Source organism: Burkholderia sp. MBR-1 (assembly GCF_013822785.1).
Classification (GTDB): Bacteria; Pseudomonadota; Gammaproteobacteria; order Burkholderiales; family Burkholderiaceae; genus Burkholderia; species Burkholderia vietnamiensis.
Window position 1 is genome coordinate 285,056 of record NZ_CP053612.1, and the last position, 24,750, is coordinate 309,805.

General features: G+C 60.0%; 28 protein-coding genes and 2 pseudogenes. 12 read left to right on the forward strand and 18 right to left on the reverse strand.

Going from position 1 to position 24,750, the window contains the following annotated elements; translation table 11 throughout:
* Positions 1-438: 438 nt before the first annotated feature.
* The 8 genes from MBR110_RS31050 to MBR110_RS31085 form a co-directional block, all read right to left on the reverse strand.
* The gene (locus tag MBR110_RS31050; protein WP_181709867.1) at positions 439-789 is read right to left on the reverse strand and encodes a hypothetical protein; all 351 of its coding nucleotides are present in this window, start codon (positions 787-789) and stop codon (positions 439-441) included.
* Positions 790-932: 143 nt separating this feature from the next.
* Positions 933-1,925 carry an IS5-like element ISBmu2 family transposase gene (locus MBR110_RS31055; RefSeq protein ID WP_006415802.1) on the reverse strand — a complete coding sequence of 331 codons (993 nt, stop codon included), beginning with the start codon at positions 1,923-1,925 and terminating at the stop codon, positions 933-935.
* Between the two features lie 153 nt (positions 1,926-2,078).
* Positions 2,079-2,375 carry a hypothetical protein gene (locus MBR110_RS31060; protein WP_181709868.1) on the reverse strand — a complete coding sequence of 99 codons (297 nt, stop codon included), beginning with the start codon at positions 2,373-2,375 and terminating at the stop codon, positions 2,079-2,081.
* Position 2,376: 1 nt separating this feature from the next.
* Positions 2,377-2,679: a hypothetical protein gene (locus MBR110_RS31065; protein ID WP_181709869.1), complete on the reverse strand. Its 303-nt coding sequence runs from the start codon at positions 2,677-2,679 to the stop codon at positions 2,377-2,379.
* Between the two features lie 284 nt (positions 2,680-2,963).
* Positions 2,964-3,347 carry a hypothetical protein gene (locus MBR110_RS31070; RefSeq protein ID WP_181709870.1) on the reverse strand — a complete coding sequence of 128 codons (384 nt, stop codon included), beginning with the start codon at positions 3,345-3,347 and terminating at the stop codon, positions 2,964-2,966.
* A gap of 98 nt (positions 3,348-3,445) precedes the next feature.
* Positions 3,446-4,069: a hypothetical protein gene (locus tag MBR110_RS31075; RefSeq protein ID WP_181709871.1), complete on the reverse strand. Its 624-nt coding sequence runs from the start codon at positions 4,067-4,069 to the stop codon at positions 3,446-3,448.
* A 326-nt stretch (positions 4,070-4,395) separates the two neighbouring features.
* Positions 4,396-4,590 carry a hypothetical protein gene (locus tag MBR110_RS31080; RefSeq protein ID WP_181709872.1) on the reverse strand — a complete coding sequence of 65 codons (195 nt, stop codon included), beginning with the start codon at positions 4,588-4,590 and terminating at the stop codon, positions 4,396-4,398.
* Between the two features lie 228 nt (positions 4,591-4,818).
* Positions 4,819-6,282, reverse strand: coding sequence for a DNA cytosine methyltransferase (locus tag MBR110_RS31085; protein WP_181709873.1), 1,464 nt, complete (start codon positions 6,280-6,282; stop codon positions 4,819-4,821).
* Between the two features lie 211 nt (positions 6,283-6,493).
* On the opposite strand from MBR110_RS31085, the gene MBR110_RS31090 reads away from it, so the two are divergent.
* The gene (locus tag MBR110_RS31090; RefSeq protein ID WP_181709874.1) at positions 6,494-6,904 is read left to right on the forward strand and encodes a hypothetical protein; all 411 of its coding nucleotides are present in this window, start codon (positions 6,494-6,496) and stop codon (positions 6,902-6,904) included.
* Between the two features lie 287 nt (positions 6,905-7,191).
* Here the strand turns inward: MBR110_RS31090 and MBR110_RS31095 are convergent.
* Positions 7,192-7,604 (reverse strand): annotated as a pseudogene (locus MBR110_RS31095) (EamA family transporter); the annotation flags it as partial.
* A 68-nt stretch (positions 7,605-7,672) separates the two neighbouring features.
* Entirely contained in the window at positions 7,673-8,107 is a 435-nt protein-coding gene (gene merR, locus MBR110_RS31100) for an Hg(II)-responsive transcriptional regulator (protein WP_027813560.1), read from the reverse strand.
* Between the two features lie 70 nt (positions 8,108-8,177).
* Here merR and merT point away from each other — a divergent pair, with 70 nt between their 5' ends.
* The 9 genes and pseudogenes from merT (at position 8,178) to MBR110_RS31145 (ending at position 16,161) form a co-directional block, all read left to right on the forward strand.
* Positions 8,178-8,528, forward strand: a complete 351-nt coding sequence (gene merT, locus MBR110_RS31105) for a mercuric ion transporter MerT (RefSeq protein ID WP_027813559.1) — start codon at positions 8,178-8,180, stop codon at positions 8,526-8,528.
* A gap of 14 nt (positions 8,529-8,542) precedes the next feature.
* Positions 8,543-8,818, forward strand: coding sequence for a mercury resistance system periplasmic binding protein MerP (merP, locus tag MBR110_RS31110; RefSeq protein WP_027813558.1), 276 nt, complete (start codon positions 8,543-8,545; stop codon positions 8,816-8,818).
* Positions 8,819-8,836: 18 nt separating this feature from the next.
* Positions 8,837-9,270 (forward strand): annotated as a pseudogene (gene merC / locus MBR110_RS31115) (organomercurial transporter MerC).
* A gap of 45 nt (positions 9,271-9,315) precedes the next feature.
* Entirely contained in the window at positions 9,316-10,995 is a 1,680-nt protein-coding gene (merA, locus tag MBR110_RS31120) for a mercury(II) reductase (protein ID WP_027813557.1), read from the forward strand.
* 17 nt (positions 10,996-11,012) lie between these two features.
* Positions 11,013-11,594, forward strand: a complete 582-nt coding sequence (gene merB / locus MBR110_RS31125; RefSeq protein WP_080324417.1) for an organomercurial lyase MerB — start codon at positions 11,013-11,015, stop codon at positions 11,592-11,594.
* Between the two features lie 74 nt (positions 11,595-11,668).
* A complete protein-coding gene (locus MBR110_RS31130; protein WP_011875634.1) occupies positions 11,669-13,351 on the forward strand; it encodes a Mu transposase C-terminal domain-containing protein in 1,683 nt (560 codons plus the stop codon).
* A 2-nt stretch (positions 13,352-13,353) separates the two neighbouring features.
* Complete coding sequence (locus MBR110_RS31135; RefSeq protein ID WP_009687862.1) at positions 13,354-14,262, forward strand: TniB family NTP-binding protein; 909 nt, start codon at positions 13,354-13,356, stop codon at positions 14,260-14,262.
* Entirely contained in the window at positions 14,259-15,476 is a 1,218-nt protein-coding gene (locus MBR110_RS31140) for a TniQ family protein (protein WP_038442277.1), read from the forward strand. Before MBR110_RS31135 ends, MBR110_RS31140 begins: the two co-directional genes overlap by 4 nt.
* A gap of 61 nt (positions 15,477-15,537) precedes the next feature.
* The gene (locus tag MBR110_RS31145; RefSeq protein ID WP_003155741.1) at positions 15,538-16,161 is read left to right on the forward strand and encodes a recombinase family protein; all 624 of its coding nucleotides are present in this window, start codon (positions 15,538-15,540) and stop codon (positions 16,159-16,161) included.
* 173 nt (positions 16,162-16,334) lie between these two features.
* Here MBR110_RS31145 and MBR110_RS31150 read toward each other — a convergent pair whose 3' ends face one another.
* Genes MBR110_RS31150 through phnC form a run of 5 tightly spaced genes read right to left on the reverse strand, consistent with a single transcriptional unit; the run spans position 16,335 to position 20,742 of the window.
* A complete protein-coding gene (locus MBR110_RS31150) occupies positions 16,335-17,219 on the reverse strand; it encodes a LysR family transcriptional regulator (protein WP_080324167.1) in 885 nt (294 codons plus the stop codon).
* Complete coding sequence (locus tag MBR110_RS31155; protein WP_009238667.1) at positions 17,216-18,226, reverse strand: phosphonate dehydrogenase; 1,011 nt, start codon at positions 18,224-18,226, stop codon at positions 17,216-17,218. Before MBR110_RS31155 ends, MBR110_RS31150 begins: the two co-directional genes overlap by 4 nt.
* A 24-nt stretch (positions 18,227-18,250) precedes the next feature.
* Positions 18,251-19,048, reverse strand: coding sequence for a phosphonate ABC transporter, permease protein PhnE (gene phnE, locus MBR110_RS31160; protein ID WP_024569577.1), 798 nt, complete (start codon positions 19,046-19,048; stop codon positions 18,251-18,253).
* A 12-nt stretch (positions 19,049-19,060) separates the two neighbouring features.
* Entirely contained in the window at positions 19,061-19,921 is an 861-nt protein-coding gene (phnD, locus tag MBR110_RS31165) for a phosphate/phosphite/phosphonate ABC transporter substrate-binding protein (RefSeq protein WP_038442281.1), read from the reverse strand.
* A gap of 2 nt (positions 19,922-19,923) precedes the next feature.
* The gene (phnC, locus tag MBR110_RS31170; RefSeq protein ID WP_020200553.1) at positions 19,924-20,742 is read right to left on the reverse strand and encodes a phosphonate ABC transporter ATP-binding protein; all 819 of its coding nucleotides are present in this window, start codon (positions 20,740-20,742) and stop codon (positions 19,924-19,926) included.
* Between the two features lie 517 nt (positions 20,743-21,259).
* Here phnC and merE point away from each other — a divergent pair.
* Positions 21,260-21,496 (forward strand): broad-spectrum mercury transporter MerE, encoded by a 237-nt coding sequence (merE, locus tag MBR110_RS31175; protein ID WP_027813555.1) that lies wholly within the window; start codon positions 21,260-21,262, stop codon positions 21,494-21,496.
* Between the two features lie 492 nt (positions 21,497-21,988).
* Here the strand turns inward: merE and MBR110_RS31180 are convergent, their stop codons facing one another.
* The 3 genes from MBR110_RS31180 to MBR110_RS31190 are packed head-to-tail and all read right to left on the reverse strand — an operon-like array spanning position 21,989 to position 23,806.
* Positions 21,989-22,213 carry a DUF1289 domain-containing protein gene (locus MBR110_RS31180; RefSeq protein WP_027813965.1) on the reverse strand — a complete coding sequence of 75 codons (225 nt, stop codon included), beginning with the start codon at positions 22,211-22,213 and terminating at the stop codon, positions 21,989-21,991.
* 3 nt (positions 22,214-22,216) lie between these two features.
* On the reverse strand, positions 22,217-23,524 hold the full coding sequence (dmeF, locus tag MBR110_RS31185) for a CDF family Co(II)/Ni(II) efflux transporter DmeF (RefSeq protein ID WP_027813554.1): 1,308 nt from the start codon (positions 23,522-23,524) through the stop codon (positions 22,217-22,219).
* A 9-nt stretch (positions 23,525-23,533) separates the two neighbouring features.
* Positions 23,534-23,806: a metal/formaldehyde-sensitive transcriptional repressor gene (locus tag MBR110_RS31190; protein ID WP_027813553.1), complete on the reverse strand. Its 273-nt coding sequence runs from the start codon at positions 23,804-23,806 to the stop codon at positions 23,534-23,536.
* A 708-nt stretch (positions 23,807-24,514) separates the two neighbouring features.
* On the opposite strand from MBR110_RS31190, the gene MBR110_RS31195 reads away from it, so the two are divergent.
* Positions 24,515-24,655 carry a hypothetical protein gene (locus tag MBR110_RS31195; protein WP_164531308.1) on the forward strand — a complete coding sequence of 47 codons (141 nt, stop codon included), beginning with the start codon at positions 24,515-24,517 and terminating at the stop codon, positions 24,653-24,655.
* The last annotated feature ends 95 nt before the right edge of the window (positions 24,656-24,750 follow it).

Here is a 24,750-nt window from a genome sequence, read left to right on the forward strand (position 1 = left end):
TGTGGTTGGTTTTTCGTCCCGACGGAAAGTGGCCCGACTGATTCGATGGGCCGGTGAGAGGTCGCGCACGCTGATCAGGCGTTCGTCGCCGGTCTCCCGGTTCGTCTCGACGAACCGATGATCGCCTCCGTGCTGACGTCGCGAGCACGTCGGTCTGCCGGTCGTATTCCTTGTGCATCGGAGGCCGCCAGTCAGGGTTGGGCGGACTGCTCGACGTTCGGTCAAATCAGGGCGGCAGCGGTGCAGGTACAGCACGCCGTCTTCCATCTTCTCCATAGCGTCACGTCACCGTACCTGATCCACTTGATGCCCCAAGTGCTTCGCTACCATCGCCCACTAGAGACTGTCCAACCTATGGGGTGAGCTAGTGTGCTGCTGATCACGTCGCTCTTGGCGTCCCGGCGAACACCGCTTCTCGCACGAGCGCGCACGCGCTGATCAGTTTGGAATCGCCCGATAGGTCTCGCCTACGCACTCGATCGAATACCAACGCGTCCCTCCGTACTCCGGCCGGGTACTATCGAGGCGCGCGTAGCGCATAGCAAGCATGCGCACTGTCTCGCCTGGTTCCGGAAGCCGATCGAGATCGCCACGAAGAACGAAACCTTTCCCATCGATACTTACCGAGAGCGTTCGCTTCCGTTCGAGCGGCTTCGTCGCAGCCAGATCTCGCGAGCCTGACGAACCATCACTATCGCCTTCGGCAAAAGCCCACAGGGCAAGGTCGCCGATCGACGGTGTGTGCCCCAGTATTGCAGTTTCAATGATCCAACCTTCGAATAGAGGCATTTAATCCTCTAGGGAAACGCTGATCAATGGACCAACTTCCGAAGTTGCAGGCGAGATGGCTTCAAATTTTCTGGATGACGAAGCGAATCGGCGCTCAATTCAGTGAATTTGGCGCGTAAGCGAGCCTCCCCTGCTCGCATTTTTCATACGCATGACGGACTGCTCCCATGGACCGATCGCAACAGATTTCGCGCAATCACCAGATTCGCCAGAGCGAACAGGCTGAACAGTTGCGCGGTGTTCTTGGCCAAGCCCTTGTATCGGGTCTTGCGATGCTGAAACAGATTCTTGACGATATGAAACGGATGCTCAACCCGCCAACGGATCTGCGCCTTGGTTCGCTCGAGCGCGATCACCAGGTCCTTCAGCGCTCCTTCTTGCATCGCCTTGATCTTTCCCCGCCTGGCAGCGACGTGCCACTTCACGGCCTTGCCCGCCATTTCCTCGCGCTTGTCGACGCCAATGTAGCCCGCGTCGGCGAACACCTGCTCTTCATGCCCGTGCAGCAGGGCATGAGCTTGCGATACATCCGACACGTTGGCCGCCGTGCCAACCACACTGTGAATCAGGCCCGAGTCGGCGTCGACGCCAATGTGGGCTTTCATGCCAAAGTGCCATTCGTTGCCCTTCTTCGTTTGATGCATTTCCGGGTCACGGCTCTTCCCGGCATTCTTGGTCGACGGCGGCGCTTCAATGATCGTCGCGTCAACCAGCGTGCCTTCCTTCATCATCAGCCCACGCTCGCACAGCGAGATGCCAATCTCGTCGAACAACTTCCGTGTCAGTTCGTGTTCGATCAGCAGGCGCCGGAACTTCAACAGCGTGGTTGCATCAGGCACGTTCTCGATCGCCAGATCGATGCCGGCGAAGGCTCGCAGCGTGATGCTGTCATACAGCGCGTCTTCCAGTCCTTCGTCCGACAGTCCGTACCACTGTTGCACGAAGTAGATTCGCAGCATCCGCTCAAGGCCAATCGGCGGGCGACCTCGCGTGCCCTTCGGATAGTGCGGTTCGATGGCCGACAGCAAGCGCTGCCACGGAACGACCTTCTCCATCTCTTCCAGGAAGCGTTGGCGCCTCGTCACTCGCTTCTTGCCTGCAATTTCCGCTTCCGCGAAGCCGATCTGCCTCTTCATCGTCGTGGGTCCGTTCCGTGAGCTGTCTTCTAAACGTCCTCGGCTACGTCTGCGATGACCGCCGAGCCGAATAAATCAGCGTTTCCCTAGATCAGTTAGGACTTAATTTAACATAATAACTATCAACGATATTTTGAATTGAATTGCAGGGTTCTAGGTATTGCATAGCAATACCGCGCAAGCGATTCCGTTGAACGCCACCAGGCCAGCCAAGTAGATAACCCACGCGCGCCAGCCATCTGCAACCCGAACGCCGAACAAGCTCGTCACGTAGGCCCACAACACCGACACGGAGAGTAAGACCTTCGCGGCTAGATTCACCTCGAAGCCCCAAAACTGCGTCCAGTAGAGCAAGAAGACTAAACCGGCTGCATAGAGCACGGCCAGCGCCGTCGCGCGCCCAGAAGTCGGTCGATGCAGCTCGACTCCGAAAATCGTCTTTTTCAACATATCAGGGCTTTACGGCTTCGATGATCTGGTAGATCGCGATCACGTAGCCGAGCGCAATCGCCAAAGAGCAGACGATCCGCGCCGACAGCGTGTTCGATAGCCGCGCCTTCACCCCTGCGATCAAGAGTCCGAGACAAGCCCCACCTGACGCCACAATGGACGCCCAGTGAGGGAATACAACCCCGCTCCCATCGGGCAACGTTGAAACCACCAACGGCGCGAGCACCAGAATGAAGCTGGCAACGAGTGGGCGCGCCCAATTATTTCTGCTGTACCACGACTCGATTTCTGTCTTCGCTTCCATAGTTCCTCCTGTTTCGGCCTCAAACGTTCGAGGCAGCGGCAAAAAACATGCGCAGCTCAGCCAGCGGCATCAACTATGCTCGCTCGATGATTGCGTGAGCCAAATCTCCCTTTACCGGCACTCGCTCGCGTTTTTGTGCGTCGCGCCGCCATGCCTTGATGGATTCTTGAATTTGCATCTATCCCCCTTGCTGAGTTGCGACGTGACGCAGAAAGATCTCTCCGCTCGACTGAGCACTCCCACACTTGTGCCACCGAAGAGGAGCGCAGCCGCTACCGGCATTCCTAGAGGATCCGAAGCCTCGACAGCATGATCTCGCGCCGCCCCCGAGTGAGCGTGTTCTCCTCCCCACTTACGCCTCCCGGGCTGCCAGAATTCTGCGAAAACGCGGCAAGGCACACCATGAGTTCTTTCGTGGCTCCTAGACCGAACCCGAGTTCCGCCGCTTCCGGATCCAGCAATGGCCCCCGCATCAAAACATTGGCGAGATCTCGAATCGTGTTGACCATCAGATGGTCCTCGGGCTTCCATTGCTCCGGTTGGAGATTGAGAAGTTCCCTCAGCCGATGGGGCATCGCCCGTCGTGCCACCTTTGTGGCCGCGCCGTTCGTGATCGGGTCAACGGTCGTCGTCCCGACCATCAAGTCCCAGAGAAATTCTGGATTCATCTGTTCTCCTTTTCGATCTCGTAAACTTGATTGTGTGTAACGAGCGCCACCTCTCTCTGCCGCTACACCTCCATACCACGCGTATCGACGCAGAGACACTACGCGAGCGTGCGTACTGGCTCGGCCCGCCACAGTGCGCGTGGTGACGCGACACCAGAATTTTCAGTGGCCCGAAGAGGTCTGTCGAACACGTGGGCGGCAAGTCGCACCAGCTCACTTCGTCCGGAGATTTGATCTGCGACTGACTCTCCTGTCGCGCGCGGTCGCCGTCTCCCAATCGACGAAAGAAGCATCTCCCCCTTCTGCGTCAGGCCGACCTTCCACTCGCGCGACCCGAGTTGCAGAGATTGCGCCACCACCGCGCAAGCTTCATCGGTCTCGAACATCAGGTCATCTCCGCGCAGTGCAAGGACGCCTCCCTGCACCGTCGCGGATTGGTACACGGCTGTGGTTTGTGTTGAGCGTCGGAAATGACGCCAGAGATCCCGCGTGGCGTCCCCGATCTCTTCGGGCGTCGCAAGAAGCCACAGTTGCTGCGCGGCATGCGTCCACGCGTGAACGTCCGATACACGAAGGGCGACTCGGCGGTTCATTAGGTCGGCTGCTACATGCACCGCGGCGCAGTACGCGAACGTCTGACCACCCAGGGCTTTAGCGACATCCGCAACCGCGTGCTGATACGCTTCAAGCCCCGCTTCCCGCGAACGTGAGACCGTATGCATAGCCACTCCTTTAAGCCTGGATTCCCGCCGCGCCCGATCGTTGTATCTTCGTGCGTGTGGCGCCCAATCCCAGAAAGTTTCCCTTCACATCTTGATTGCGGTACGGAGCCAAGGTGGCCACGTCCCAACGTCGCCCTTCACTTGAATTGCCCGCTCGACCGTCCCGTGTGGCCCGCTCAAGTATCGAAAATGGTCGGTGGCAATAAAGCGACCTTGTACCGCCAGATGGAATGCGACGTTCGCCGGTATCCAGGGACTGGCGATGGAGAAACAGCAATGCGTGCCGCAGAACGCCGCGAGGGCGACAACTGGAACTAACACTCTGCCTAACCTCGCCGGGGAAAGCCATCCAACCGTCGAAGTTCGGCGACCATGGCGTCCCCCCGCGACCTCAGCAATTCTGCGAGAATTTCCGCGTCGTTAGCCGCATCGATCGGGTCGCGCTGCAGGGCGCTCTCCAGAGCTCTCTTTAGCCAGTCCGACGCGCTCGGGTCGCGTATCACCTGCTCGATCGGTGTCATGCTGCCTTTCCTGCTCGGTCACGGTATGCGGACGTAGCGTGGCACACTTTCCCGAAACGCAGAAATCATACGACTCGGCCCTCCATGTCTGACATACCTGGTCGGGCCACCCGCGCAACATGCGCGAAAAAAAAGCCCCATCAGAGACGGGGCGTGAGATCGATGCTGTCGACAAGAGACTTCGCTTCATCCGTCAACGCGGCCCAAGCGCGCACTCGCGCGATTGTGTCAGTGGCATGAGTGGTTCGCCTCGCCCCGTTCCTCGGAGTCCTCTCCTGCAGCATCCGATAACGTGGCTGTTAGCGGTACGACGCCCTGGTGTCTCGCTTGCACAAAGCCAGTCAGCGTCTGTCCGATCAGGCGTCCGATTGCCGAAAACGCCGGATAGACGACTGACTGCCCGAGCATCTCATGCGCAATCGTGTCGGACAGCCCGTCGATCAGCTCCGGTGGGACGCCCTTGCATGCAGCATGCTCCCGCGGGGTCGGATTTCGGAGCAGATCCGGGTTGTTCGGGTGTCGGATCTTCGGATCGCTGCTCCGATTCCGCGCGATGCCCTTCGTCAACGTCGGCATTCGTACCGAGGCGCGATCGACGATCTGCATGTGAAAGTTGTGGCCCGGTTTGAGGTTTTCCTCTCGCCGTTTCAACCCCGCCATCGGATTCCAACGCGGGTCCTCGTCGTCGAGTGACTCCAGTACCTCCCCAAGCGTTCGCTCCCGGACAGCCGGCCTTTCCAGCTTCCCCCAGTCAAAATCGATCCCCCGCGTCATCGCGACCAACACCCATCGGACCCGGTGTTCCAAAACGTTCCACTCAGCACCGCTGACCTGCGCCTCGTGGATGTCATAGCCCATCGCCGAGAGCTGCGTACGCATAATCTCCGCGCTTGCTGAACTCGAGTATGCTGGGACACACTCAACGACCGCGACCACCGGCTGGATCCTCGCGATCAACGTGAGCGCCGCGAACACGAGGTGCCCTACTTCGGGGTGCGATTCTGGAAGGTTCAAACGACGCTTCGCTCGTCCCGCCGGTGATGCACCAGAACACGGTATGCCGATTTCCAGCGCCTCCGCTTTCGGCATCACCGATAGTGCCCACGGGTCAACGGCCACTTCCTCCATTGGGGAAATAAACGCCTGTGTGTGTTCCGACCACACGGGATTTTTCTCCATCGCCTGTTCGATGAGGTCGTTGCGGACGTCGTTTGCGAACACGAGGTTGGAAGTCACCCCCGCCTCATGCAACCCCTGATGAATCGCATGGGACATTACGCCGCCGCCGTGCGAAACACTCGCGATACTGATCGGCTCACCGTTCGTCATTTTCTCCTCGAGCCGCCCCAACCGCTCCTGCCGGAGGTTCTCGGTTGCGAGCGGCAGGATGTAGATCGTGCCCGCACCGATCACAACCCGGATCTCGTCCATCCCTTCGAACTGCTCCAGCAGTTCGCGGCTATTGATGTCGATCACGGGATACTGCCGTTCACCCCGCTTGCGTATCGAGACGGTCCGTGTGCCGTCATCACATACCGAGAGCACGAGCCGCCGCCCCTCGGATACCACCTCGAACCGCCGGCCCGACGTAAACCCAGCGCGTTGCAACTTGGTCCCTTCGAGCCAAAGGCGCGGCCGGCCCCGTTGAGCGCCAACCTTCGTCGTCCAGTACGTCTGCGTCTGAAAGCCCATTTTTTCTCTCCTGAGCGCCCCGAGGTGGGGCGAGTTGACAAAGCGTCAGGAGATACGGGTGTCCGCCTGGAAGCGGCGCTCGGTTCGCGTCCGAGCGAGTGAGATCAGACCAAACGAGATTCCTGCATGCGGGAACCGCATTCCGGCCAGCAACAGTATTTCAAGGGGCTATGCCACCTCTCTCAGCGATGGGAGTAACCGGAGATCGACGATGAACATTCCCCATGAGTTGCCACAATTTCTGTACGAAACCAGCACATGGCAAGACCTACGTACCAACCGAGCAAGCTACGCCGAGGCGTTTTTCCACCATCTGGTGGAGATCGCCGAACCCGCGCAGGTTGCCTTCAACGATCTCATGTCCAGCTTCGATGGTCTCCCGATTGGGATCGAATGCCGGCACATCTCACGGAACGCCTGGGCTTTTGTCAGCCTCGACATGATCGAGACTGGCCAGTGGCGCTGCACGTATTTCGACGAGACATCGTTCTCAGGGCATATGTGCTACGCGACGATGGAAAGTGCGGTCGAAGAAATGATCCAGTCCGGATACCGCATCATCGATACCGGTGCGCTTGACCGTCGTGCTTCGACCGTGGAATGGCAACGCGGCTTACTGTGAACGAACAATAGAGTTTGACACAGCGCGCACAATAAAATCAGATGCTTAGCGATCTACTGGGTTAGGCACCGATGAAATAGAGCTTGACACTAACGCAATCCAACACAATTCGCAGAAGCATTTTGCGACAAAAGAGTTTGACACAAGTTGTAATGCCCCAAGGGTACACCGGCGCCGACTGCCGAAGCTTCTAGCCTCTGATCAGAGCGGGAACGGCACCTCGTAATCTTCGTCTTGCCCGTGGCATATCGCCTGCTCGCCGTTCTGCACGCGCTCAGTTCGCGCACCTAATGCTTGTGCCGGTGATGCACATCCGGGAAGTGTGCATGCGAATGGGTGATGGGCAGGTGCACATGCGGATGGGTATGGGGTTCATCGCTATCGAATGGGAAATCGTGCTCGTGCTGGTGATGTTCGTCGTGGCGATGGCGATGCGTGTGTTCGAGAGGCTCGTGCGTATGCTCATGCTCATGTCGTTCACGCACGTGCAGCCAAATGCCCAGCGCCATCATGGCGGTGGCGATCCAGAAAGACACGGACGGCCACTCGGGCCAGATAAGCAACGATAGCGCCACGCCGAAAAGCGGCGCAACCGAGAAGTAGGCGCCGGCCCGGGCTGACCGAGGTGCCGGAGCGCGATCACAAAGAACACCAGACTCACGCCGTAGCCGGCAAGCCCGGTCAGCATCGCAGCAGCGACCGTGATCGCGCCCGGTAACGGGTGCCCTCAAGAAACGGACTTTTGCGTACGTTAATGGCGAATGGCACTTACGCGGCGCCGACGTCACGTGGTTCTTCGCCTCGCTGCAATGAGGCAATCAGCGGACACGACACGTTGCCCTTGCGCGAATGGCACGCGCACACGAGCTGGGTGAGCACGGCTTCCATGCGTTCGAGATCGGCGAGTTTGTCCTGAATGTCGCGGAGCTTGTGCTCCGCGAGGCTGCTCGCCTCGTCGCAATGCGTCCCATCCTCCAGTTTCAACAGGTCCGCTATTTCGTCGAGGCTGAAGCCCAGCCGCTGGGCCGACTTGACGAACCGAACCCTCGTCACATCGCCTTCGCCATAGCGGCGAATGCTGCCATACGGCTTATCCGGTTCCAGCAGCAATCCCTTGCGCTGATAGAACCGGATCGTCTCCACATTGACGCCGGCGGCCTTCGCGAAGGCGCCGATGGTCAGGCTTTCGCTACCGTTATCCATACCGCTTGACTCCGTACATAGGTACGGAAGTAAGGTTACGCTACTCAGTGGATATTCGGAAGGGCAGCGTATGGCGGAACAGCAGAATGGGCGCGGCGCACTTGCCGCCGGCGGACTGGCCGCTATCCTCGCGTCGACCTGCTGCCTCGGGCCACTGGTGCTCGTCGCGCTGGGTGTGAGCGGCGCCTGGATCGGCAATCTGACTTTGCTCGAACCCTGGCGGCCGGCTTTCATCGGCGTGGCACTGGTGGCGTTGTTCTTCGCCGGCCGACGCATCTTTCGGCCCGTTGCGGTGTGCAGGCCCGGCGAGGTGTGCGCGATTCCACAGGTGCGCGCCGCGTACAAGCTCATCTTCTGGATCGTTGTCGCGTTGGTACTGATCGCGGTTGGTTTCCCCTACGTACTGCCCCTGTTCTATTGAACCTGGAGTTCATCATGAAAAAGCTGCTTGCAGCACTCGCGCTCGCCGTTGTTGCCGTCCCGGTCTGGGCCGCGACGCAGACGGTTACGCTGTCTGTGCCCGGCATGACGTGTGCCGCCTGCCCCATTACGGTCAAACACGCGCTGTCCCAAGTTACGGGCGTCGAAAAAACGGATGTCCGTTTCGAGCAGCGCGAAGCCGTCGTGACGTTCGACGATGGCAAGACGAGCGTCCAGGCACTGACCAAGGCTACGGCGGACGCGGGCTATCCGTCGTCGGTCAAGCCCTGAAACTACAGAGGTACTGCAATGTCATTCGTCACGCGCGCGGCCGATAAGGCCGGTTTGCTTGGCAGCATCGTGTCGGCGATGGGCTGTGCGAGCTGCTTCCCGCGATCGCCAGTCTGGGCGCCACCATTGGTCTGGGCTTCCTGAGCCAGTACGAAGGGTTGTTCATCCGCATCCTGCTACCGGCCTTCGCCGGCGTCGCGCTGTTCGCCAATGCGGTCGGCTGGCTCAAGCATCGGCAGTGGCGCCGTACCGTGCCCGGCCTGATCGGGCCGCTGCTGGTGCTGGCAGCCGTGTTTGTGATGCGCGCCTATGGCGAGCGCAGCGGCTGGCTGCTCTATCCCGGTCTCGCCATTATGGTGGCGACATCGCTCTGGGACCTGTTCTCCCCGGCCCAACGCGTCTGTGCCACCGATACGTGTGATTCGTGCACGGGCAGCGTGCGCAAGGGTTGAGTAGTGGCGCATCTAACTAAATCCATGAAAGAACGGAGCAAGGCGATGATGACCTTGAAGATTGACGGGATGACCTGCGCTTCCTGCGCCGAGCATGTCAGGCAGGCGCTGGAAAAGGTGCCCGGCGTGCGCTCGGCAGCGGTCTCCTATTCCAAAGCCCTAGCCGATCTGACGGTCGATGAAGGGGTTAGTCACGACACGCTGACTGCCGCGGTGACGACAGCCGGCTATCACGCCAGGGTGGCTGACGTGCCACCCCACTCAGCAGGCCTGCCCGGCAAGACGCCCGGCTCGGCGGAAACTGGTGGGAAGCGTAGCGGCGGTGATAGCGCGCTGCGGGTCGCCGTGATCGGCAGTGGTGGCGCTGCCATGGCGGCTGCGCTAAAGGCTGCCGAAAACGGCGCGCAGGTGACGCTGATCGAGCGCGGCACCATCGGCGGCACCTGCGTGAACGTCGGCTGCGTGCCCTCCAAAATCATGATCCGTGCCGCCCATATCGCGTATCTGCGGCAGACGAGTCCCTTCGACGCGGGCATTACCGCGACGGCACCGGCCATTGACCGGCCGCGCATGCTCGCCCAGCAGCAGGCGCGCGTGGACGAGCTGCGCCACGCCAAATATGAAAACATTCTCGACACGAGCCCGAACATCAACGTCCTGCACGGCGAGGCGCGGTTCACGGGAAGCCATTCGCTCACGATCACGCTGACCGCCGGCGGCGAACGTACGGTGTCGTTCGATCGCTGCCTGATTGCCACAGGTGCAACTGCCGCAGTGCCGCCGATTCCGGGCCTGAAGGACACGCCGTACTGGACCTCGACCGAAGCGCTGGTGAACGACGCGATTCCCGAGCGACTGGCTGTGATCGGCTCGTCGGTAGTCGCACTGGAACTGGCCCAGGCATTTGCACGGCTGGGCAGCCATGTTACGGTCCTGGCCCGTCACACGCTGCTCTACCAGGAGGACCCGGCGATCGGCGAAGCCGTGACGGCCGCCTTTCGCGCCGAGGGCATCGAGGTGCTGGAACAGACCCAGGCAACCCACGTGTCGCACGCCGATGGCAAGTTCGTCGTCACCACGAACCACGGCGAGCTGCGGGCCGACCAGTTGCTGGTGGCAACAGGTCGTGCTCCCAACACCGGTAGTCTGAATGTGGCGGGCGCCGGCGTGCAGCTCGACGAGCGCGGCGCCATCGTGATCGACGGCGGCATGCGCACGAGCGCACCGGATATCTATGCGGCGGGCGACTGCACCAACCAGCCGCAGTTCGTCTATGTCGCGGCGGCTGCCGGTACACGCGCGGCGATCAACATGACCGGAGGTGATGTACGTCTCAATCTCGATACGATGCCGACGGTCGTCTTCACTGAGCCACAGGTTGCGACGGTTGGCTACAGCGAGGCGCAGGCGCACCGGGCGGGCATCGAGACCGACAATCGCACCCTAACGCTCGACAATGTCCCACGTGCGCTGGTGAACTTCGACACGCACGGCTTCATCAAGCTGGTGGCGGAAGCCGGCACCGGCCGGCTCATCGGCGTGCAGGCGGTGGCGCCCGAGGCGGGCGAACTCATCCAGACGGCCGCGATCGCGATCCGCGCAAGGATGACCGTGCAGGACCTCGCCGACCAGCTGTTCCCGTACCTGACAATGGTCGAGGGGCTCAAGCTCGCTGCGCAGACCTTCTCGAAGGATGTGAAGCAGCTCTCATGCTGCGCGGGATAACCTGTGGGGGGACGACGATGAACCTTGCGCGCCATACGGCCGAACTGGTCGAGCGCCTGGCGATGGCCAACCAGTTGGAAGGCTTTGCAGATCTCTTTGTCGTGCTGCTGCGTGAACTCAGCAAGGGGGCGCCGGTTTCTCCGGCCGCATTGGCCCTGGCCTTGGACTGGCCCATCGAGCGGGTGAGCGTGGCACTCGAACAGGCGGTAAGCACGGAGTGGGACGACTATGGCAACGTCGTCGGCTACGGCTTGACGTTGCGTGAGACCCCGCACACTTTCGAGGTCGACGGCCGGCGCCTGTACACGTGGTGTGCCTTCGATACGCTGTTCTTCCCGGCGCTGATCGACCGGACGGCCCACGTGGTCTCGCGATGTGCCGCCACCGGCACACCGGTCTCGCTCACGGTCACGCCCACCGCGATAGAGGACATCGAGCCGACGGGCGCGGCCGTGTCGCTGATCCTCCCGCAGAACACGCCTGACATCCGCGCTGCGTTCTGCTGTCATGTGCATTTCTTTGCCTCTGCCGCTGTCATTTCCAGAAGACGACTGCACCATTCAGCGCGGTTTGAAGCCTCTTGTGCATACGGCTCCTGACAGCCAGATATCAGGACTCCTCTGCACGAAACTCGTCTATGCTCAATACTCGTGTGCACCAAAGCGAGATGAGCATGGCGACCGATACCGCACCGATTACCGAGCACGGCGTGGCCACCCTGCCAGAACAGGCATGGGAGCGTGCGCGTCGTCGCGCGGAGATCATTGGGCCGTTGGCGCAGTCGGAGACGGTTGGGCATGAAGCGGCCGACGCGGCAGCCCAGGCATTGGGGCTGTCCCGGCGGCAGGTCTACGTCCTGATCCGCCGTGCCCGGCTAGGATCGGGGCTGGTCACTGACTTGGCTCTTGGGCAGTCGAGCGGTGGCAAAGGTAAAGGCCGCTTGCCGGAGTCGGTCGAACGAATCATCCGCGAGTTACTGCAAAAGCGCTTCCTGACCAAGCAGAAGCGTAGCTTGGCGGCGTTCCACCGCGAAGTTGTGCGGGCGTGCAAGCTGCAAAAGCTGCGGGTGCCGGCGCGCAACACGGTGGCTCTGCGGATCGCCGGCCTCGATCCGCGCGAGGTCACTCACCGCCGGGAAGGACAAGATGCCGCCCGCGACCTGCAAGGTGTTGGTGGTGTTCCGCCACCCGTCTCCGCGCCGCTGGAGCAGGTGCAGATCGACCACACAGTCATCGACCTGATCGTGGTGGACGAGCGCGACCGGCAACCGATTGGCCGTCCATACCTGACCCTCGCCATCGACGTATTCACCCGCTGCGTGGTTGGCATGGTCGTTACGCTGGAAGCCCCGTCCGCCGTCTCGGTCGGCTTGTGCTTGGTGCATGCCGCCTGCGACAAGCGCCCTTGGTTGGAAGGGTTGAACGTAGAGATGGATTGGCCGATGAGCGGCAAGCCCAGACTGCTCTACTTGGACAACGCGGCTGAGTTCAAGAGCGAGGCGCTGCGCCGTGGCTGCGAGCAGCATGGCATCCGGTTGGACTATCGCCCGCTCGGGCAGCCGCACTACGGCGGTATCGTGGAACGGATCATCGGCACGGCGATGCAGATGATCCACGACGAATTGCCGGGGACGACCTTCTCCAATCCTGACCAGCGCGGGGAATACGCCTCCGAGAAGATGGCCGCCCTGACACTGCGCGAGCTGGAGCGCTGGCTCACATTGGCGGTCGGCACCTATCACGGCTCCGTGCACAACGGCCTGCTCCAACCGCCGGCCGCGCGCTGGGCCGAAGCTATCACGCGGACCGGCGTGCCAACCGTCATCACTCGCGCTACGGCTTTTCTGGTCGATTTTCTGCCCATCATCCGCCGCACGCTGACCCGCACCGGCTTCGTCATCGACCACATCCACTACTACGCCGATGCGCTCAAGCCGTGGATAGCTCGGCGGGACCGCTTGCCTGCGTTCCTGATCCGGCGCGACCCGCGCGACATCAGCCGCATATGGGTGCTGGAACCAGAGGGGCAGCACTACCTGGAAATTCCCTACCGTACCTTGTCGCACCCGGCTGTCACCCTCTGGGAACAACGACAGGCGCTGGCGAAATTGCGGCAGCAAGGGCGCGAACAGGTGGATGAGTCGGCGTTGTTCCGCATGATCGGCCAGATGCGCGAAATCGTTACCACCGCGCAGAAGGCTACGCGCAAGGCGCGGCGCGACGCGGATCGACGCCAGCATCTCAAGGCAACGGCAACGCCTGTCAAAACCACGCCACCACCGGGCGCTGACATGGATGGGCAGCAGGCAGACAACCAGCCGCCGGCCAAACCGTTCGACCAGATTGAGGAGTGGTAGCCGTGGAAGAATATCCCATCATCGACTTGTCCCACCTGCTGCCGGCGGCCCAGGGCTTGGCCCGTCTCCCGGCGGACGAACGCATCCATCGCCTTCGCGCCGACCGCTGGATCGGCTATCCGCGAGCAGTCGAGGCGCTGAACCGGCTGGAAATCCTGTATACGTGGCCAAACAAGCAACGCATGCCCAACCTGCTGCTGGTCGGCCCGACCAACAACGGCAAGTCGATGATCGTCGAGAAGTTCCGGCGCACGCATCCGGCCAGAGCCGATGCCGACCAGGAGCACATTCCGGTACTGGTCGTGCAGATGCCATCCGAACCGTCGGTAATCCGCTTCTACGTCGCGCTGCTCGCGGCGATGGGTGCGCCATTGCGACCGCGCCCACGGCTGCCAGAAATGGAACAACTGGCGCTGGCACTGCTGCGCAAGGTCGGCGTGCGCATGCTGGTGATCGACGAGTTGCACAACGTCCTGGCCGGTAACAGCGTCAATCGCCGGGAATTCCTCAATCTCCTGCGCTTCCTCGGCAATGAACTGCGCATCCCACTGGTCGGGGTCGGCACGCGCGACGCCTACCTGGCCATCCGCTCCGATGACCAGTTGGAAAATCGCTTCGAGCCGATGATGCTGCCGGTATGGGAGGCCAATCACGATTGCTGCTCACTGCTGGCCAGTTTCGCCGCTTCGCTTCCACTGCGGCGACCCTCGTCGATTGCCACGCTGGACATGGCCCGCTACCTGCTCACACGCAGCGAGGGCACCATCGGCGAACTGGCGCACTTGCTGATGGCGGCGGCCATCGTCGCAGTGGAGAGCGGCGAGGAAGCGATCAACCATCGCACGCTGAGCATGGCCGATTACACCGGTCCCAGCGAGCGGCGGCGGCAATTCGAGCGGGAACTGATGTGAAGCCAGCGCCACGCTGGCCACTGCATCCGGCCCCCAGAGAAGGCGAAGCCTTGTCTTCGTGGCTCAACCGCGTGGCCCTTTGCTATCACATGGAGGTGTCCGAGCTGCTGGAGCACGATCTTGGTCACGCTCAGGTTGATGACCTGGATACCGCGCCACCACTGGCGCTGTTGGCGATGCTCTCCCAGCGGAGCGGCATCGAGCCGGACCGGCTGCGTTGCATGAGTTTCGCCGGCTGGGTGCCTTGGCTACTGGACAGCCTTGATGATCAGATTCCAGACGCATTGGAAACCTATGCGTTCCAGCTCTCGGTGCTGCTGCCGAAACTCCGCCGTAGGACGCGATCCATCACGAGCTGGCGTGCCTGGCTGCCCAGCCAGCCGATACATCGCGCCTGTCCTCTCTGTCTGAACGACCCGGCAAACCAAGCCGAACTGCTTGCATGGAAGCTGCCCCTGATGCTGAGCTGCCCGCTGCATGGCTGCTGGCTGGAATCCTATTGGGGCGTGCCTGGGCGGTTTCTCGGCTGGGAGAACGCCGACACTGCGTCGCGCACCGCCAGCGACGCGATTGCAGTGATGGACCGGCGTACCTGGCAGGCACTGACGACCGGCCATGTGGAACTGCCGTGCCGACGCATCCACGCTGGATTGTGGTTTCGACTGCTACGCACGCTGCTCGATGAGCTGAACACCCCGCTTTCGGCGTGCGGAACCTACGCGGGGTATCTCCGCCAAGTCTGGCAAGGCTGCGGGCATCCGCTGCGTGCTGGGCAAAGTCTGTGGCGACCGTATGAAACCCTGAACCCGGCAATACGGTTGCAGATGCTGGAGGCGGCGGCAACGGCAATCAGCTTGATCGAGTTGAGGGATATCAGCCCGCCAGGCGAGCATGCAAAGCTGTTCTCGTCCGAGCCCCAAACCGGGTTCACCAGTGGTCTGCCGGCGAAACCGCCGAAGCCCGAACCCGTCAATCACTGGCAACGGGCGGTCCAAGCTATCAGTGAGGCGATCATTGAAGCCCGGCACGACCCCGAGACGGCACGCTCGCTGTTCGCGTTGGCTTCCTATGGTCGGCGCGATCCCGCTTCCCTGGAACAGTTGCGCGCCACCTTTGCAAAGGAAGGCATTCCCCCGGAATTTCTGTCACATTACGAGGCTGATGGACCCTTTGCATGTCTTAGACAGAATGACGGGTTAAGTGACAAATTTTGACGACCAGAACTTTCCGGTGCACACTGTCACATAATCGAACGTATACGTGACGGGTGAAAAGGTGCTGATCGGCTACATGCGGGTATCGAAGGCGGACGGATCCCAGTCCACCAATTTGCAACGCGATGCGCTCATCGCCGCTGGTGTGAGCCTTGCGCACCTTTACGAGGATCTGGCCTCGGGCAGGCGCGATGATCGCCCAGGGTTGGCTGCTTGCCTGAAGGCGCTTCGTGAAGGGGACACGCTGATCGTGTGGAAGCTCGATCGGCTTGGCCGTGATCTGCGCCACCTGATCAACACCGTGCACGACCTAACTGCGCGTAGCGTGGGCCTGAAGGTCCTGACCGGTCACGGTGCGGCGGTCGACACGACGACTGCCGCCGGCAAGCTTGTGTTCGGTATTTTTGCCGCGCTGGCCGAGTTCGAGCGTGAGTTGATTTCCGAGCGAACAGTCGCTGGACTTATCTCGGCGCGCGCTCGCGGCAGGAAAGGGGGGCGCCCCTTCAAGATGACCGCCGCCAAGCTACGCCTGGCGATGGCCAGCATGGGGCAACCGGAAACCAAGGTGGGCGATCTCTGCGAAGAACTCGGGATTACCCGGCAGACGCTCTACCGGCACGTGTCGCCCAAGGGCGAACTGCGGCCAGACGGCGTAAAGCTGCTCTCCCTCGGTTCAGCCGCATAAATGGAGGCGACCTGGAACGGGGCGCTGTTCAGTGCGGCAACGATCCGATTACCGGTGTCGACCCTCAAGAGCCGCTCAGAATTTCTGGCCCAGCGCCGGCAGTGCAGCGGTTGCGGTCAGTGAGATGCGCGCAGAGAAGGTCAGCTCTCGGCCAGAAGCAGACATTCGTTTTGCTATTTATATTCTATTGAGCCTAAATCCGGAGAATGGAGAATCAAATCTGCAAGGCTTGCCACCGGACCGCTTAACGAAGTTTCTGAGCGATGTACGAGATAAAGATCTTTGTAAACATCTTCTTCAATCGGAATTGCATGTAACCATCCGCTTGCCTGTTCATGCTTGACCGCGCTTTCCATCACAAGCGAGATTCCTAGCCCTGCGTGGACCGCGTGTTTGACCGCCTCGGTGCTACCTAACTGCATACCCACTGTGAACTCTGCCGAGTCGGCACCGGCATATTGTTGTAGTAGGCGCCCAGTTCCGGTAGCCGCTTCGCCTCCAAGCAAGATCTGGGATTTTAACCACTTAAGTGGAATGGTCGACTCGGCAGCCCAAGGATGGCCGGGGCGAACAATGACAACCATCCTCTCGCGCCGCCATACTGTTGAGACGAACCCAGGACGTGAGTCCCACCACTCCATTACCGCTACATCCACTTCAAGCGTTTCCAGCAAAGCGGCAATCTCGATATTTTTGCCGATCCTCACATCGATCTTGTTTGCTAATTTATCTTGGAGCGCCTTGATATAGGGTTGTAAAAGATAAATGCCGATATTGGAGCTTGCACCAACGACCAGGCTTTTATTGTGGAGGGCTGCCGTAGCCTTATGGCTAGTACGGAGCAATTGTTCCGCATAGGGGAAAAAAATCTTTCCCTCCAATGTCAGGCTTTGCGGCATTGTTGCGCGGTCAATCAGCCGGGCCTGCAAAGACTGCTCCAGCCGCTTGATATGCTGCGTTACTGTTGGCTGGGACAATCCAGTTTGCTTCGCCGCTTCGCGAAAGCCCCCGCATTTGACGACGGCAATGAACGTCGCCACACGCTCCAGATCTATCACGCCGCCTTTACTCCCGGATACGGCTGATTAATCGCGCCCATCGGTTTTTCACCAGCGAGTGCCTGGATGATGTTCATCGCTGCCTGCCGCTCGATTTCAAGCCGAACTTCCTTGACCGCCGATCCCAAATGCGGCGTAAAAAACGTTTGTGCCGTATTGTCGAGCAGCGCCTTGGGGATAGCCTGCGGGCGATCAGCGCGTATCCATTCTTCCATCTCGAAGACATCGGCTGCATATCCAGCTAGTTTTCCAGACGCCAGTGCTGCTATCACCGCATTCTCATCCACGACCGAGCCGCGACATGCATTGATCAGGTAGCTACCGGTTTTCATCTTGGCCAACGCGGTGGCATCGATCAGATGCAGTGTCTCTGCGGCCATCGGAACCATCGGCACGACATAATCACATTTTTCGAGCAGTTCATCGAGCGTGACGCGCTGTACGTGCCAAGCCTTTTCTTGTTCGGCATTGAGCGGAATCGGATCGCAATACAAGAGATTCATTTCAAAGCCAGCCAAGCGCTGGGCGATTGCACGGCCGACCGCCCCCATACCAATGATGCCAAGCGTTTTTCCTGTCAAACCAGAGCCATATAGTGTCGGCCGCCAGCCTTGGAAGTGTCCGCTACGGATTTGCCTATCGCCTTCCAGCATATGCCTTGTCAAACCGAGAAGAAGGCCGATAGTCAGTTCAGCGGTCGGGATCGTAAGCAAATCCGGCACAATCGTAAGCCATACACCGTGGCGTGTGCAGGCGTTGACATCGAAGTTATCATAGCCTTTAAGCGCGGCGCCGATGACACGCAGCTTTGGACATTCCTCGAGAAACGCGCTGTCGATGCTGTCCGGCATGAAAGCCATGAGTGCATCCGCATCTTTGGCTCGCGCAATTACCTCAGAACGCGGCAAGGTTTCCCGTGTGGTGTTGGGGATAACATCGGCGCTAGCGGACAACAATTCGATGATTTCCGGGTGCACCCAGTGGGTGAGGACGACTTTGGGCTTCATAAAAACCTTTGTAAGCTTTGGGAGTTATTTGAACTTGCGACGCAGGAAGGAGCTGAAGGCGTCGACGAGGGTAACCATGCCTAAAATAACCAGCAAAATAGCCGAGACATCCTGGTATTGCATGATGCGCAGAGAGCCCATCAGCTCGAACCCGATTCCACCGGCGCCGACCATGCCCATCACGGTCGAAGCACGGAAGTTGTATTCCCATCGATAGATCGCGGTATCGGCCATTTGCGGAAGCACTTGGGGAAAGATCCCATGAAAAATCACCTGCAATGGCGTGCAGCCCGCTGCATGCGCGGCTTCTACCGGTGCCGGATCGGCATGTTCGATCGATTCCGAAAAAAATTTGGCGATCATGCCAACCGAATGTAAGCCTAGGGCTAAAACACCCGGCAATGCGCCGAAGCCAACGGCTGCCACGAACAGGATGCCCATGATCAGTTCGGGTATCGATCGCAAAGCGTTTAACATGCCGCGTGTGGCTTGATACACGAGTGGATGAGGGCTAGTATTCCGCGCGGCGAGCACTCCTAAGGGAATGGATAGCAATACCGCGATTGCCGTGCCGGCGATACTCATGGCCAAGGTATCCAGTACCGGTTTGACCCAGGTGCCAGCCTGCGAGAAGTTCGGTGGGAACATCTCGCCGGCAATTTTTACCAGGCTTGGCATGCCATCCTTCAATCGCTCGGCATCAAATAGGCCGACGTAATACCAGCAACCGATCACAATCGCCAGCACAACGGCAAACTGCAGTATCGTGCGGTTCCATACGCGCTGGCGCTCGGCCAGAATCAAACCAAAATCAGCTTGCATGCTGTCGCTCACTTAGAACTTCGACAGATCGAGCTTGAGCAGTGTGCCAAGGCTGCGCACCACGTCATAGTCTTTGTCGCTGATCGGGCCGAAACCATCGGCTTTGAAAGGTTTCAGGACTTCCGGATCTTTGAGATTCAAGAAGGCTGCACGGATCTTTTCCTTCAGTTCCGGCTTCAGATTGCTGCGCATGGTCCACGGGTATTGCGGATATGGCTTCGATTCGGCAAGAACTTTTACTTTGTTGGGATCGACCAGTCCGCGCTGAACCAGGGATTCAAAAATCGGCTTACTCAAGCCGCCAGCCTGCGCGTGACCGTTTTGCACGGCCATGGCCACCGCGTCATGCGCACCGACAAAGTGTTCGCGATAGTTTTCGCCGGCTTTCAAACCGTTTTCCGCCAATATCGACTTCGGAATCAAATGGCTGGAGGTGGATGCCACATCACCGTAAGCGACATTCTTGTTGACGATATCACTGATTTTGGCGATGCCGGCGCCAGTATTGGCGATCAATACGGACTGGTAGGTAGTGCTACCCTTTTGCTTCATCGCTGCGAATGGCTCGATGTCGCTCTTTTGCTTAGCCAGCACATACGACAAGGGGCCAAAATATGCCATGTCGATACGGCCGTGACGCATGGCTTCGATCATTGACGAGTAATCAGTGGTAACCACCAGCTCAATTTTCTTTCCCAGCTCTTTTTCCAGATAGATTTCGAGCGGCTTGTTGTTTTTAATTACGGTCGATGCGTTTTCGTCCGGCAGTAGCGCAACTTTGAGCGTTTCTGGATCGGGATTGGATGATGCATGGCCAATGCTGCAGACGGCGGCAAGCAAGACAGACATTAATGCGGATGCGAGTTTTTTCATAATCAATCCTTTACGGTAGCAAGTTGCATGGGAAATGAAGTATCGATAAGCCGTTCCTCTCGAGCGTCTTGTGGAACGCTCAAAGAAGAACGGGGTACTTGTTCATACAGCGTGTCGTAACTGGCTTGATCCAAAGTCTGCGGTGCGGCATCAAAAATGACTCGGCCATGGGACAGGCCAATAATACGGTCGGCATAACGTTGAGCGAGGTCTACCTGATGCAGGCTGACGACCGCCGAAATCCCGTCCTCTTTACAAATGCGGTGCAGCAGACTTAGCACTCGCTCTGCAGTAGCAGGATCGAGGCTGGCTACCGGTTCATCAGCCAACACCAGTTTAGGTTGCTGAGCCAGAGCCCGGGCAATACCGATGCGTTGCTGCTGGCCGCCGCTCAATGCGTCGACACGGCTTAAGGCTTTGTGCAATAAGCCGACTCGGTCCAGACTTTGCAGGCATATGGATTGATCCTTCGCCGGGAGGGGGAATAGACTGCGTAATGCCGTGTGGTAGCCCATTCGGCCCATCGAAACGTTTTGCAAAGCCGTCAGTCGGCCAATCAATTGATGCTGTTGAAACACCATGCCAGTCTGTCGGCGATGCATGCGCAATGCACGCGAGTTCGCCAAATTTCCTAAGCCGGCGACAATGGTGGTGCCGCGCTGCGACGCATGCAGCGAATTAATACAGCGAAGTAGCGTGGATTTTCCAGCGCCGGAAGATCCGAGCAATACGGTGAACTGTCCCTGATGGAGTTTGAGAGTGGTGGGATACAGTGCAATCGCATCACCATAACTGACTGAGACATTCTGTAGTTCGATCATGACACCTCCGGCAGATTTGAATTCGTAATCAAAAATGATGACCTGATTACGAATCTGAATTGCAGCGATGGTAATGTCGTGATATGACACCATGATGACTCGTTGATGTCATTTTTGAGACATGGTCGCGGGTGCCTGTGAGGGAAATAAGTTGTGCTATCTATGCCAAATATAGACGCCTGCTATCGGTCGATAGCCGCCGATCCAAGCGCGCAGCACGAGGGGCAGCTCTCAGCCTCAAACTGCCGCTCGGGTTCTCACATCAGTTGGTCGCTCTTGGCCGGCAGCAGCCCGTCGTTGCCTGATGGATCCAACCCCTCCGCTGCTATAGTGCAGTCGGCTTCTGACGTTCAGTGCAGCCGTCTTCTGAAAACGACAGCCGCCGCGGGTCAGCAGTGGGCCGCGACACGCCCCGGCATCGAGGTTGTGAGCGTCCGGGACGCCTTCGCCGTGGGCCGCGAGTGTGCCGAGCGGCTGTTGGGGGCCACCTGCCTGCGAAACGCGGGGAGCACAAACCGTGCGTGATCCAACTGCACCCGGATTAACTCGTAGCGCCCGCTGGCGCGCCTGGCTCTGGGGTGCGCTCGCGGCGCTCACGTGCCCATGCCATTTGCCGATCGTGCTGCTGGCACTGTCCGGCACGGCGGCCGGAGCACTCGTCAGCCAGCATCAGGGCATCGCCGTGGTCGTGCTGCTGGCGTTTTTTGCCTTGTCGCTCACATGGGCGCTGCGCGCGTTCCGGGCGCCCCGGTGATCTGCGCATCGGTGCGCTCAGTCACGCGTCGGGTGTCAGGCTGAGGCATGCTTCAACCTGACGTCAGGCCTGCGACCAAAGCGCGTCACGTTAGGGTTGACTTCCTCATTGGTGGACACACGTTTCTCCGTGTCGAAGACCCTAACCTGACGATCTCGCCGCTAAACGTACGAAAAAGTCCGAATCTTGACGGCACCCCTATGCGGGCGCCGCTTTTTGCGCCGTGACCATCGCGCTGGTTTGGCTCCAGCGGCGGCCTCAGAGAACATAAGGCACGTCAAGCCTGCTGCCGCGGCAGCAACGGCCTGAATTCGCGCAAGCCAGTCCTGGCGCTGCGGAAGCCGCCGGGAGTCGCCGGTCAGGTTGATATGCTCCGGGTCTGACGCCATCTGCTATAGCAACGGGGCGTCGCCGGTAGTGTTAGTGTGGCCGTACAAGGCGGCTGCGGCGCCCTTCAGGCAAGTGTGTTTCACGGCGCTACACCGCACTTCGTCATTCCGGAGTTCCAGAGCCCGTGGCGCCCCGGCCATCGCCGTGCGCCGGCCCTCGTACAAGTTTTGCCTGCTGTCGCGCGCGATCGTTGATGACCTGATGCCGCCGATGGTCCGTCATTGTCTTCCAGTTGCGGATTTCATCGCGTGTGCGCAGGCAGCCGGTGCAGAACCCTGTCCGACCATCCATGACGCACACGTCGATGCACGGTGACCTGACGGCCATCGCTCAGGCTGCGACACGCGTCGGGTTGACTTCCACCGTCACGTGCGACAAGCCCCGGAAGCGTTTGAGTGCTGCGTGATAGAAGCCAGGGCTGCGTTGCGGCTCGGTAGTCGCAACCGACACCACCGCGCCCATGTGACCGGGTCCCAGGCGCCATACGTGCAGGTCGATTACCCGGTCGCCATGGCCCTCGATCGTGCGACGGACATTGTCAGACAGTTTGCGGTCCAGATTCATGTCGAGCAAAATCCCGCCCGTGTCGCGCATCAAACCCCACGACCAGTTCGCGATCACCAGTGCGCCAATCACGCCGGCAAGCGGGTCCATCCACATCCAGCCGAACGTACGCGCCAGCACCAGCCCAATGATGGCCAGCACGGAGACGGCTGCATCCGCGATCACGTGGACGTACGCCGAACGGATATTGTGATCCCGGTTCGCAGCGGTGACTGCGTCGTCATGGTCGTGCTCATGCTCCTCGAAGGCGAGTTCGTGCAAGCCGTCGCTCAACCGGACGACGGCCTTGAACTCGTGCGGCTCCGGAATCTGGTCGGTTGACTCCAGGTAGCCGCCCCGGTCAACGAACGTGAACGCTTGACGTGCGCCGTCCGGGCGTACCGTCGTGACCGAAACCCCGTCTGCGGCCAGGCGCGAATCCTCCGTCGCCGGCGTTATGCGGAAGACGGGCGGCACGCCGTCCTCGAAAACCGAAACCTCGAACACGCCAGACGGAGTGAATATGCGCCGGACCTCATCGTCATGAGCATGGTCGCCGTGATCTTCGTCGCCATGGCCGTGACCGTGACCGTGCCCATGTCCATGCGCATGCCCGTGGCCATGACCGTGATGGTCACCGCTCAGCAGCCAGACGCTCGCCAGGTTGACCAGCAGTCCGACCACCGCGATGGGAATCGCTTCCCCGAAATGGATTGGCACCGGCGAAAAGAAACGGGATACCGCCTCATAGGCGATCAGCAGCGCAATCATCGCCAGCACGATGGCGCTGGTGAACCCCGCCAGATCGCCAAGCTTGCCGGTTCCAAACACGAAGCGCGGATCCGACGCGTGCCGGCGCGCGTAAGTGTAAGCAAGCGCCGCGATCAGCATGGCACCCGCGTGCGTTGACATGTGCAGACCGTCGGCGACCAGCGCCAGTGAGCCGAACAGACTGCCGCCAAGAATCTCGGCCACCATCATCGCACTGCAAAGCGCAATGACTGCCCAGGTCCGCCGCTCGTTCTGCGCGTGTGCCGCGCCGAGATAGATGTGATCGTGTCCGGCGCCAAAGGCTGCGCTCTGGAAATCGCTCATGTTGCCCTCTTACCTGAAATAGCTGTGGATCACTTCGATCAGCTCCTCTGTGCCGCTGACATGCCCGTGCGACGGATCGGCATCGACCAGATGAGTTCGGACATGGTCCTCCAGCACCACTGCCAGAAGACCATTCATCGCGCCACGGCAGCTCGTAATCTGCTGCAGCACCTCGGAGCAACCGCGCTCTTCCTCGAGCGAGCGCTCCACCGCTTCGAGCTGCCCCTTGATGCGGCGCACCCGGTTGAGCAGCTTCTGTTTCTCGCGAATTGTGTGGCTCATGAAAGGCATCTCCGTGAAGACTGGACGGGACTGTAGCACATTTACAAAGATATAGGGGGTATAGGTATATTATTTGGCCGGAAATTCTCCGGCATCATGCCCGTTCGTTGATCGAGTTGGACCCGTGGCGATGACCGCGTCACCCACAAAACCGCCTGAATTGGCGATTCATGGGGCCAGGATCGGCACGCAACACGAATTTTTTGCCCCCAGCTTAGATCCGGTTGACTCAGGATACCCCCACCCCCTACAATCCAACAATCTTCACGGACGGGGCAATTGCCTTGGACACCTGCAGTAGTCGACCTTTGATCCGTTTCGCTGCCTGACTGGCAGGACGTCCCCGCGCTCACCTATCAGCCGCCGTCCTGCCGTCAGGCAGACGGTGCGCGCCGCAGTAACGCAGCCCCGTGCACCCCAGAAAGCGCCATCGACCCGCGTGCTTGCGCGAAGTCAATGGCATCGTGACGCGAGTCCCACTCGCGTGCGCATCTGCTCCCTGTGAGCAGCGCGTGAACCTGTACGGGCGCATCTGGCGCCAGAAAGGAGCCGAAATGCCGGACTGTGACAGTTACCCCATATGCCGCTCATCCCTGCTTTTCATCAGGGCAAACGGGTAGCACGCACCTCACGGCGCCCATGATGCGCCGGTCTCCGTGTCTGCCCGCGCCCCACGTTTCGCGTCCTGCCAGACGCACGGAGAACATCATGAACTTTGGCCTTCTCGTGTCGCAAAACCCGCACATCGACGACTCGCGTGCCTGCTACGACACCATGCTGTCGCTGCAGCCCCGCACACCGAACCGCTTCGCTGCATTCTGGCGCTGCGTCAGCCGACTCATCTCGTAACAGGCCGTAAGCCATTTCGGCATGCGCGACGGACGCGTTTTTCCAGCGACCGGTCCGCTCGCGCATGCTTGACCGCCACAGAGTTGTTCCAGCGC

Bases quoted from the DNA above. Each gene is read 5' to 3' on its own strand.
- MBR110_RS31050 (WP_181709867.1), bottom strand. From the start codon at position 789: ATGCCTCTATTCGAAGGTTGGATCATTGAAACTGCAATACTGGGGCAC.
- MBR110_RS31055 (WP_006415802.1), bottom strand. From the start codon at position 1,925: ATGAAGAGGCAGATCGGCTTCGCGGAAGCGGAAATTGCAGGCAAGAAG.
- MBR110_RS31060 (WP_181709868.1), bottom strand. From the start codon at position 2,375: ATGTTGAAAAAGACGATTTTCGGAGTCGAGCTGCATCGACCGACTTCT.
- MBR110_RS31065 (WP_181709869.1), bottom strand. From the start codon at position 2,679: ATGGAAGCGAAGACAGAAATCGAGTCGTGGTACAGCAGAAATAATTGG.
- MBR110_RS31070 (WP_181709870.1), bottom strand. From the start codon at position 3,347: ATGAATCCAGAATTTCTCTGGGACTTGATGGTCGGGACGACGACCGTT.
- MBR110_RS31075 (WP_181709871.1), bottom strand. From the start codon at position 4,069: ATGCATACGGTCTCACGTTCGCGGGAAGCGGGGCTTGAAGCGTATCAG.
- MBR110_RS31080 (WP_181709872.1), bottom strand. From the start codon at position 4,590: ATGACACCGATCGAGCAGGTGATACGCGACCCGAGCGCGTCGGACTGG.
- MBR110_RS31085 (WP_181709873.1), bottom strand. From the start codon at position 6,282: ATGGGCTTTCAGACGCAGACGTACTGGACGACGAAGGTTGGCGCTCAA.
- MBR110_RS31090 (WP_181709874.1), top strand. From the start codon at position 6,494: ATGAACATTCCCCATGAGTTGCCACAATTTCTGTACGAAACCAGCACA.
- merR (WP_027813560.1), bottom strand. From the start codon at position 8,107: ATGGATAACGGTAGCGAAAGCCTGACCATCGGCGCCTTCGCGAAGGCC.
- merT (WP_027813559.1), top strand. From the start codon at position 8,178: ATGGCGGAACAGCAGAATGGGCGCGGCGCACTTGCCGCCGGCGGACTG.
- merP (WP_027813558.1), top strand. From the start codon at position 8,543: ATGAAAAAGCTGCTTGCAGCACTCGCGCTCGCCGTTGTTGCCGTCCCG.
- merA (WP_027813557.1), top strand. From the start codon at position 9,316: ATGATGACCTTGAAGATTGACGGGATGACCTGCGCTTCCTGCGCCGAG.
- merB (WP_080324417.1), top strand. From the start codon at position 11,013: ATGAACCTTGCGCGCCATACGGCCGAACTGGTCGAGCGCCTGGCGATG.
- MBR110_RS31130 (WP_011875634.1), top strand. From the start codon at position 11,669: ATGGCGACCGATACCGCACCGATTACCGAGCACGGCGTGGCCACCCTG.
- MBR110_RS31155 (WP_009238667.1), bottom strand. From the start codon at position 18,226: ATGAAGCCCAAAGTCGTCCTCACCCACTGGGTGCACCCGGAAATCATC.
- phnE (WP_024569577.1), bottom strand. From the start codon at position 19,048: ATGCAAGCTGATTTTGGTTTGATTCTGGCCGAGCGCCAGCGCGTATGG.
- phnD (WP_038442281.1), bottom strand. From the start codon at position 19,921: ATGAAAAAACTCGCATCCGCATTAATGTCTGTCTTGCTTGCCGCCGTC.
- phnC (WP_020200553.1), bottom strand. From the start codon at position 20,742: ATGATCGAACTACAGAATGTCTCAGTCAGTTATGGTGATGCGATTGCA.
- MBR110_RS31180 (WP_027813965.1), bottom strand. From the start codon at position 22,213: ATGGCCGTCAGGTCACCGTGCATCGACGTGTGCGTCATGGATGGTCGG.
- dmeF (WP_027813554.1), bottom strand. From the start codon at position 23,524: ATGAGCGATTTCCAGAGCGCAGCCTTTGGCGCCGGACACGATCACATC.
- MBR110_RS31190 (WP_027813553.1), bottom strand. From the start codon at position 23,806: ATGAGCCACACAATTCGCGAGAAACAGAAGCTGCTCAACCGGGTGCGC.
- MBR110_RS31195 (WP_164531308.1), top strand. From the start codon at position 24,515: ATGAACTTTGGCCTTCTCGTGTCGCAAAACCCGCACATCGACGACTCG.